The following is a 7,740-nucleotide window of genomic DNA, read 5'->3' as shown; positions in this document are numbered from 1 at the left end:
CCACGGCGCCGTGCATGAGCGGGCGACGCGGCGCAACCTTTGAACAGCAGGTCGAACACCGATGGACCAGAGCGGGACAAGCGAAGTTGAACAGCCGGTTGAAGGCGAATCGGGCGCCGCAGGCGAAGCCGTGCAGTTCGATCTGTTCGGAATGCCGGTGGAGCCGCCGCAGAAGGCCGATGCACGAGTCAAGCAGCCGCGCGGGAGTGCCGGGGCCGCCGCCGTATCGCAGCCGGACGAAGGCGACGCCCCGCCTGAAGCCGACACCGCGAACGTCCCTACCGACGCCCCGAAAAAGCGCCGCACCCGCGAAATCCTCGCCGCCCCACCCTCGCCCGAGTTGCTCGCGCTCGCGGCCCAGCTACCTGCGCAGATCCACCTCGGCACGTCCACGTGGTCGTTTCCGGGCTGGAACGGCATCGTCTACGGCGACGAATACAGCAACAGCAAGCTCTCCCGCGAGGGTCTCACGGCCTACGGCGCGCATCCGCTGCTGAAAACGGTCAGCATCGACCGGTCGTTTTATCAGGCGCTCACGGTCACCGAATATTTGCGCTACGCGCAGCAGGTGCCCGAGCACTTCCGCTTTATCGTCAAAGCGCCGATGACGATCACCGACGCCACGGTGCGCGCCGAACGCGGCGAGCCGGTCTCGATGAACCCGTGTTTTCTGAACGCGCAAATGGCGATCGACGACTTCGTCACGCCTTGTCTCGAAGGCCTCGGCGCCAAGGCCGGCGCACTGGTGTTTCAGCTTTCGCCACTGCCGGACCAGATGCTGGCGCAGCCGGCGGCGTTCATCGAACGGCTGGCCGAATTCCTGACAGCCTTGCCGAAGCTGCCGGAAGGCACCTGCTACGCAATCGAGATCCGTGACGCGAGCCTGCTCACGCCGCGTTTCATCCGTACGCTCAAGACCGCGGGCGTGCGCTATTGCGTGGGCATTCACGCGCGTATGCCCGATCCACTGCGCCAGGCTGCAGCGCTCGCACTGCTGGACGGCGAACCGGCCGGACCGCTGATCGTGCGCTGGAGTCTGCACGGTGGCTTCAAATACGAACAGGCGAAGGCCAAGTACGAGCCGTTCAACCAGTTGGTCGACCCGGATCCCGCAACCCGCGCGTCACTCGCCGAACTGGCCGCGCGCTATGCGCTCGCCGGCCAGCCGGTGGTAATCGCGATCAACAACAAGGCGGAAGGCTCGGCGCCGCTGAGCTGTCTGGAGTTGGCGCGGGCCATTATCGAGGCGTATGCGCGGCTGGCTCATGAACACGAGCATGAACCTTCGCACGACAATGCGTCCGCGCCGCCCAACGAAAACGACTGCCCGCCACACGCGGAAACTTAACAAGCAGCGTGTGACCGGCGGCTCAGCTCGTTAACCCACCCTGACCCGGTGAGCAAACTTCTGACGAAACTTCGCCACTTTCGGCGCCACCACGAACGAGCAATACCCTTGATTCGGGTGGTGCGCGAAATAGTTCTGGTGATAGGCCTCGGCAGGCCAGTAGTTGCCGTCGAGCGGCAGCACCTGGGTGACGATCTGCCCGTCGTAAATCTGCTGTTCGCCAATCTCGCGGATCGCCTGCAGCGCGATTTCCCGTTGCGCTTCGGAGTGCGTGAAGATCACCGAGCGGTATTGCGTGCCGACGTCGTTGCCTTGCCGATTCAACTGCGTCGGATCATGGATCGCGAAGAAGATGTCGATAATCTCGCGGTAACTGATTTTGGCCGGATCGAAGTCGACCTTCACGACTTCGGCGTGGCCCGTCTCGCCGTCGCATACCTGCTCATACGTCGGTTGCAGGGTCTGGCCGCCCGCATAGCCCGACTCCACCGCGTTCACGCCGTCGACGCCCAGGTACACCGCTTCGAGGCACCAGAAACAACCGCCGCCAAGAGTGGCGACTTCGCCTGTCTGACTCATGCTGCCCGCTCCTTGAACTCACAATCGCACAATCGGCCGATGCCGGTCCACGCTTCGCCGCAACACTCGTTCCACCCACGAGCTTTCCAGCTTAGCGGTTTTTTCATACAACGGATGGGGTCGCGGCCAATCCGCCGCGATTGCAGTTAAAATTGGGACAAATCGACGATTTTCACTATGACTTTCGAATCATTTGTTTTCGGCCGCGCGCGCGACAGCTTCATCCCGGGCTTTAGCCGGTTTGCGCCAGAGGCCTGCGCCCAATGAAGCGCGCCAGCCCGCCCAACTTCGACCAGAACGCCTTTAAACAGGCGCTCAGCCAATTCGCCACCGGTGTCACCGTCATTACAACGCGCGCGGCGTCCGGCCAATTGATCGGCATCACGGCCAGTTCGTTCAACTCGGTTTCGCTCAATCCGCCGCTCGTGTTGTGGAGTCTCGCCACGCGCTCGGCGTCGATGCCCGTCTTCCGCGCCAATAGTCACTACGTGGTCAACGTGCTGGCCGCGTCGCAGCTCGATCTGTGCAAACGCTTTGCGACCGTGAAGGGCGACCGCTTCGAAGGCGTGTCGCATGCGGAAGGCGACACCGGCATGCCGGTGCTGGACGGCGCGCTCGCCTGGTTCGAATGCCATAACCGCAGCCGCTACGAGGAAGGCGACCACGTGATTTTCGTCGGCGAAGTGGAGCGCTGCGGCGTGCATGAGAATGCCGCCGAGATCTCGCCGCTCGTCTTTCAGAACGGCCAGTTTCACGGACTCGAGCCGCTTTGACCGCGCGGCCGCCCTCGCACTCAGCGATCGTTATGCGTGGCGCCGTGCCCGCTGCTTTTCTTCACTAACGAGACGGGCACGCCCGAATCTTCCTTGAGAGTCTGCAGCACGATATTCGAACGAATATCCATCACGCCCGGCGCCTTATAGAGCCGCTGCAGCACGAAATCCGAATAATGCTTGAGGTTGTGCGCGAGAACTCGCAGCAGATAGTGCGTCTCGCCGGTCACCACGAACGCGCCGACCACTTCCGGCCAGTCGCGCACCGCTTCCGCAAAGCGCTCATGCCAGTTCTCCTGGTCGTTGCGCATGGACACCTGCACGAACGCTTCCAGTTCGAAACCCAGCACTTCGCGGTTCAGACACGCGCGGTAATGTTCGATGACGCCCTGCTCTTCGAGCAGCCGCAGGCGTCGCAGGCAGGCTGACGGCGAGAGCGAGATGCGCTCCGCGAGGTCGAGATTGCTGATCCGTCCTTCTTGCTGAAGCACCGTCAAGATACGGCAATCGGTGGCGTCGAGCGAGATCGCGTTCATATTCGGTCTCCCTTTCCCATTTATATCAAATTATGTTCCAAGACACGGCGTAGAAGGAGATTTTTTCGCAATCACATTTCGCGGCAAGCCACCTATCATTCCCTGATAGACACAAACCGCCGATGCGACTATGCCAACACTCTGGGACATCACCCCCGCCGTCGATACCGCCACGCCCGTGTGGCCGGGCGACACGCCGGTGGGTATCGAGCGCGTGTGGCGCATGGAGACGGGCTCGCCCGTCAACGTCGCGCGGCTGACGCTGTCGCCGCACACGGGCGCGCACACCGACGCCCCGCTGCACTACGACGCCGCAGGCGCCGCGATCGGCGAAGTCCCGCTCGATGCGTACCTCGGCCGATGCCGCGTGATTCATTGCATCGGCGCCGCGCCTGTTGTGACGCCACAACACCTGACTGGCTCGCTCGACGACCTGCCGCCGCGAGTCTTACTGCGCACTTACAGAAACGCGCCGACTACGGCTTGGGACAGCGCGTTCTGCGCGGTCGCTCCGGACACGATCGACCTGCTGGCTTCGCGCGGCGTGAAGCTGATCGGCATCGACACGCCGTCGCTCGACCCGCAGGAGTCGAAGACGATGGACGCTCACCACCGGATCCGCGAGCATCGCATGGCGATTCTCGAAGGCATCGTGCTCGACGACGTCGCCCCCGGCGACTACGAACTGATCGCGCTGCCGCTCAAGCTGACCACGCTCGACGCAAGCCCGGTACGCGCAATATTGCGCGCGCTGCCCGAGTCTCACTGACTACCTCTGATCTGACTGACGGAATCACCATGAACCACCGTGAAGAAGCATTGGCGCTCGATAGTGCCGACCCGCTGGCGGCGTTGCGCGACCAATTCGCGCTGTCGTCGACGACCATCTATCTCGACGGCAACTCCCTCGGCGTGCCGCCGGCCGCCGCCGCGCAACGCGCGCAGACCGTGATCGCCGCCGAATGGGGCGAAGGCCTGATTCGCAGCTGGAACACCGCGGGCTGGTTCGCGCTGCCGCGCCGCCTCGGCAACAAGCTCGCGCCGCTGATCGGCGCGGCGGAAGACGAAGTAGTCGTCACCGATACGATTTCGATCAACCTGTTCAAGCTGCTGTCCGCCGCGGTGCGGGTGGCGAATGCGCGAGATCCGAAGCGTCGCGTGATCGTTTCTGAGCGCTCGAATTTCCCGACCGACCTGTACATTGCGCAGGGGCTGATCGAACAGCTCGACCGAGGCTACGAATTGCGTCTGGTCGACGATCCTTCCGAATTGCCTGCCGCGATCGGCGACGACACCGCGATTGCGATGATCACGCACGTGAACTACCGCACCGGCTACATGCACGACATGGCCGCACTCACCCAACTGATCCACGACAAAGGCGCGCTCGCGCTGTGGGACCTCGCGCATTCAGCGGGTGCGGTGCCGGTCGATCTGAACGGCGTTGGCGCGGATTACGCGGTCGGCTGCACGTACAAGTATCTGAACGGTGGCCCCGGTTCGCCCGCGTTCGTCTGGGTGCCCAAGCGCCATCAAAACGAATTTTCGCAACCGCTGTCCGGCTGGTGGGGACATCGCGCGCCGTTCAAGATGGATCCGGCGTATCAGCCCGACGAGGGCATCGGCCGCTTTTTGTGCGGCACGCAGCCGATGGTGTCGATGTCGCTCGTCGAATGCGGACTCGACGTGTTCCTGCAGACCGACATGCAGACGATCCGCCAGAAGTCGCTGGCATTGACCGATCTGTTCATCGAACTCGTTGAAACGCGTTGCGGCGAGTTTCCGCTGAAGCTCGTGACCCCACGCGAGCATGCGCAGCGCGGCTCGCATGCGAGCTTCGAACATCCGCATGGTTATGAGGTGATGCAGGCGTTGATTGCACGCGGGGTGATCGGCGATTATCGCGAACCGCATGTGCTGCGGTTTGGTTTTACGCCGCTGTATACGCGCTTTGTCGACGTGTGGGACGCCGTGGAAACCTTGCGCGATGTCCTGACGCAAGAGACCTGGCGTGCGCCTGAATTTGCCGCACGCGGCGCTGTGACCTGAGGAGCGCGCGATGACCGATCACATGCAAACACCGGGGTTGCCGGAAGAGAAACCGGCACAGGGATGTCCGTTCGGGCATGGGAGTGTGGCTTCACATTCGGCCGCCCCGGCCGTTTCCGCCGCTAAGTCGGGCGATGGCTGGCACGACGCGCAGCTCGATTTTTCGGAGTCGATGAGTTACGGCGATTATCTGTCGCTCGGGACGGTGCTCGATGCGCAGCATCCGTTGTCGCCGGATCATAACGAGATGCTGTTCATCATTCAGCATCAGACGAGCGAGTTGTGGATGAAGCTCGCGTTGTATGAGTTGCGCGCGGCGTTGCAGGCCGTGCATCGCGATGAGTTGCCGCCCGCGTTCAAGATGCTCGCGCGTGTGTCGCGGATCATGGAGCAGCTCGTGCAGGCATGGAGTGTTCTCGCGACGATGACGCCGTCCGAGTACACGGCGATGCGGCCTTATTTGGGGAGTTCTTCCGGGTTTCAGTCGTATCAGTATCGGCAGATCGAGTTTTTGCTCGGCAATAAGAATGAGCTGATGCTGAAGCCGCATGCGCATCGGGCTGATGTGCTGGCTGAGGTGACAGCTTCGCTGGAGGCGCCTTCTTTTTATGATGAAGTGGTGCGGTTGCTGGCGCGGCGTGGGTTTGCGATTTCGCCTTCCCGGCTTGAGAGGGACTGGACACAGCCTACTGTGCACGATGCTTCTGTTGAAGCAGCCTGGCTGGAGGTTTATCGGAATCCTTCGCAGTATTGGGAACTGTATGAGATGGCTGAGGAGCTTGTCGATCTCGAGGATGCGTTTCGGCAGTGGCGATTCAGGCATGTCACTACCGTTGAGCGGATTATTGGGTTTAAGCAGGGCACCGGTGGGACTAGTGGGGCTACTTATCTGCGCAAGATGCTCGATGTGGTTTTGTTTCCTGAGCTTTGGCATGTTAGGACTATGCTGTAGTTAGGGCATTTGCCTCGGCGGCTGGCCTTTTTTTGGGGTGTGCTCTTTGGGGGTTGGCCTTTTCTTGATTTGTTTGTGGTCTATTCGCGTTGCCCCTGTGCGGGGCGGCACCTACTTTCTTTGCCGCGGCAAAGAAAGTAGGCAAAGAAAGCCGCTTTGAACCGCCAGCCCTTAAGCGGGTCCCCCGCGCAGCCACGGTAGTGGTCCATCTGGAATTCGTGTTCTCGCACACTCGGCGTGAGTGACAAGGCTGTCATTCTTCCCGCCTCGCACTGCGCGCTCGCCGGAAGGGTCTGTTCAAAACCAAGGGTTCTATCGGTGCGCGGTGGGAGCCCTCGGCTTCGCCTCGGCGATGCCACGCAATGGCCTCGGGCCAACGGTGTCGCATGCAATCGAATCGTTCGGTTCGAGCCTTAAAAGCTCAAGGGTCGTGACGCTGATAGCCGCGATGGAATGATCTCGCGCACGAGAATGACCGTCACATGCCCCAAACAGCGGCTCGCTATTTCACAATCAGTGCGTTTCTGTGCTGACGCTTCTCGGGCGCTGTAGTCTTTTATTCGCGCACTCCTCCAGGAAATTTCAGAAATCGACGTGGTGCGCGCGTTTTAGCCTATTCAGGTGATCACGTGCGAAGCGATGTGATTAAACTCATTCTTGTCGTGTGCTTCACGACAGCAGGTATAGCAGCCTGTTATGCGTAGTATCCCGTGCGTTTGTGCAAGCAAATGTGCGGCTGCCTTTGCACGCCTTTCTTCGATGGGCGGGCCGTGGTGGGGGAGCCTCGCGGCTCGCCGGTTTCTGGTACTACGCACCGGTCTGCTAAACCCATCAATGTGCCCGCTCACCACCGCGCAAGCGACTGTCGGGCGATCCAGTCAAGTTTCAGGGAGATCGCGCCATGAGTAAATCAGCCAAGCATTCACGAACCACATCGCGCCCACCTGTTGACGCACTTCAATACGAGAAACTCGCGCTGTCCGCATTCGGACTGATTGAACGTCAACTGACTCAACTGGACAAGTTAGTCACGCTTTTGTCTTCAATAGTTAGGAGTCCGGCTGTGACGAGAGAGGAGAGGCAGCAACAGCGAGAGTTGCTGGAGTTGCTGCTCGACACTGGCGAGGATTACCAGCGCGAGGTTGAGATTGACCGTGAACTGTACCAGGTGATCGCGCTGGACGCGAAGGGAATCCCTCAAAGCCGGATTACGGCACGCCATGCGGCAAACCTGTTGATGAAGGCGACGCGAAGGGCGCCAGAGGGCCGCGAACGTACTGGCGCAACGAAGCAGATGGAGAACGGGCGAGTGCGATTCAAGACGCTCGCGTGTCGAACAGCAGCGGCACATTGAGAGCGGCCCACTCCTCGCAGACCGGAAGGCATTAACGGCCTTTTCGCCGAGGCGAAGCCGACGGCCCCCACCTCTCCCCGACAATCGTGCAGGTTTTGAGCCACCCGTTCCGGCGAGCGCGGAGCGCGAGGCGGGAAGTATGACGGCCT

General features: G+C 61.4%; 8 protein-coding genes. 6 read left to right on the top strand and 2 right to left on the bottom strand.

What is annotated here, in order from left to right:
* Positions 1-61: 61 nt before the first annotated feature.
* Complete coding sequence (locus P0D70_RS35885) at positions 62-1,348, top strand: DUF72 domain-containing protein (RefSeq protein WP_408188005.1); 1,287 nt, start codon at positions 62-64, stop codon at positions 1,346-1,348.
* A gap of 30 nt (positions 1,349-1,378) precedes the next feature.
* Here the strand turns inward: P0D70_RS35885 and msrA are convergent, their stop codons facing one another.
* Positions 1,379-1,927 carry a peptide-methionine (S)-S-oxide reductase MsrA gene (gene msrA / locus P0D70_RS35880; protein WP_408188004.1) on the bottom strand — a complete coding sequence of 183 codons (549 nt, stop codon included), beginning with the start codon at positions 1,925-1,927 and terminating at the stop codon, positions 1,379-1,381.
* A 263-nt stretch (positions 1,928-2,190) separates the two neighbouring features.
* Here msrA and P0D70_RS35875 point away from each other — a divergent pair, with 263 nt between their 5' ends.
* Positions 2,191-2,700, top strand: a complete 510-nt coding sequence (locus tag P0D70_RS35875) for a flavin reductase family protein (RefSeq protein WP_408188003.1) — start codon at positions 2,191-2,193, stop codon at positions 2,698-2,700.
* Between the two features lie 20 nt (positions 2,701-2,720).
* On the opposite strand, the gene P0D70_RS35870 is transcribed toward P0D70_RS35875, so the two are convergent.
* A complete protein-coding gene (locus tag P0D70_RS35870) occupies positions 2,721-3,236 on the bottom strand; it encodes an Lrp/AsnC family transcriptional regulator (protein WP_091799504.1) in 516 nt (171 codons plus the stop codon).
* A gap of 130 nt (positions 3,237-3,366) precedes the next feature.
* Between P0D70_RS35870 and kynB the strand changes: the two genes are divergently transcribed.
* The 4 genes from kynB (at position 3,367) to P0D70_RS35850 (ending at position 7,591) form a co-directional block, all read left to right on the top strand.
* Complete coding sequence (kynB, locus tag P0D70_RS35865; protein ID WP_408188002.1) at positions 3,367-4,005, top strand: arylformamidase; 639 nt, start codon at positions 3,367-3,369, stop codon at positions 4,003-4,005.
* 29 nt (positions 4,006-4,034) lie between these two features.
* Positions 4,035-5,285 carry a kynureninase gene (gene kynU, locus P0D70_RS35860; protein ID WP_408188001.1) on the top strand — a complete coding sequence of 417 codons (1,251 nt, stop codon included), beginning with the start codon at positions 4,035-4,037 and terminating at the stop codon, positions 5,283-5,285.
* Between the two features lie 10 nt (positions 5,286-5,295).
* Positions 5,296-6,237 (top strand): tryptophan 2,3-dioxygenase, encoded by a 942-nt coding sequence (gene kynA, locus P0D70_RS35855; protein ID WP_408188000.1) that lies wholly within the window; start codon positions 5,296-5,298, stop codon positions 6,235-6,237.
* A gap of 901 nt (positions 6,238-7,138) precedes the next feature.
* Positions 7,139-7,591, top strand: coding sequence for a hypothetical protein (locus P0D70_RS35850; protein WP_408187999.1), 453 nt, complete (start codon positions 7,139-7,141; stop codon positions 7,589-7,591).
* Positions 7,592-7,740 lie beyond the last annotated feature (149 nt).

This window comes from Paraburkholderia sp. RL17-381-BIF-C (genome assembly GCF_046026435.1).
GTDB lineage: Bacteria > Pseudomonadota > Gammaproteobacteria > Burkholderiales > Burkholderiaceae > Paraburkholderia.
The sequence above is the reverse complement of the archived record's forward strand: the minus strand, read 5'-3'. Positions and strand labels throughout refer to the sequence as shown.

Excerpts from the sequence above, each read along its gene's own strand:
- P0D70_RS35885 (WP_408188005.1), top strand. The coding sequence starts at position 62 with ATGGACCAGAGCGGGACAAGCGAAGTTGAACAGCCGGTTGAAGGCGAA.
- msrA (WP_408188004.1), bottom strand. The coding sequence starts at position 1,927 with ATGAGTCAGACAGGCGAAGTCGCCACTCTTGGCGGCGGTTGTTTCTGG.
- P0D70_RS35875 (WP_408188003.1), top strand. The coding sequence starts at position 2,191 with ATGAAGCGCGCCAGCCCGCCCAACTTCGACCAGAACGCCTTTAAACAG.
- P0D70_RS35870 (WP_091799504.1), bottom strand. The coding sequence starts at position 3,236 with ATGAACGCGATCTCGCTCGACGCCACCGATTGCCGTATCTTGACGGTG.
- kynB (WP_408188002.1), top strand. The coding sequence starts at position 3,367 with ATGCCAACACTCTGGGACATCACCCCCGCCGTCGATACCGCCACGCCC.
- kynU (WP_408188001.1), top strand. The coding sequence starts at position 4,035 with ATGAACCACCGTGAAGAAGCATTGGCGCTCGATAGTGCCGACCCGCTG.
- kynA (WP_408188000.1), top strand. The coding sequence starts at position 5,296 with ATGACCGATCACATGCAAACACCGGGGTTGCCGGAAGAGAAACCGGCA.
- P0D70_RS35850 (WP_408187999.1), top strand. The coding sequence starts at position 7,139 with ATGAGTAAATCAGCCAAGCATTCACGAACCACATCGCGCCCACCTGTT.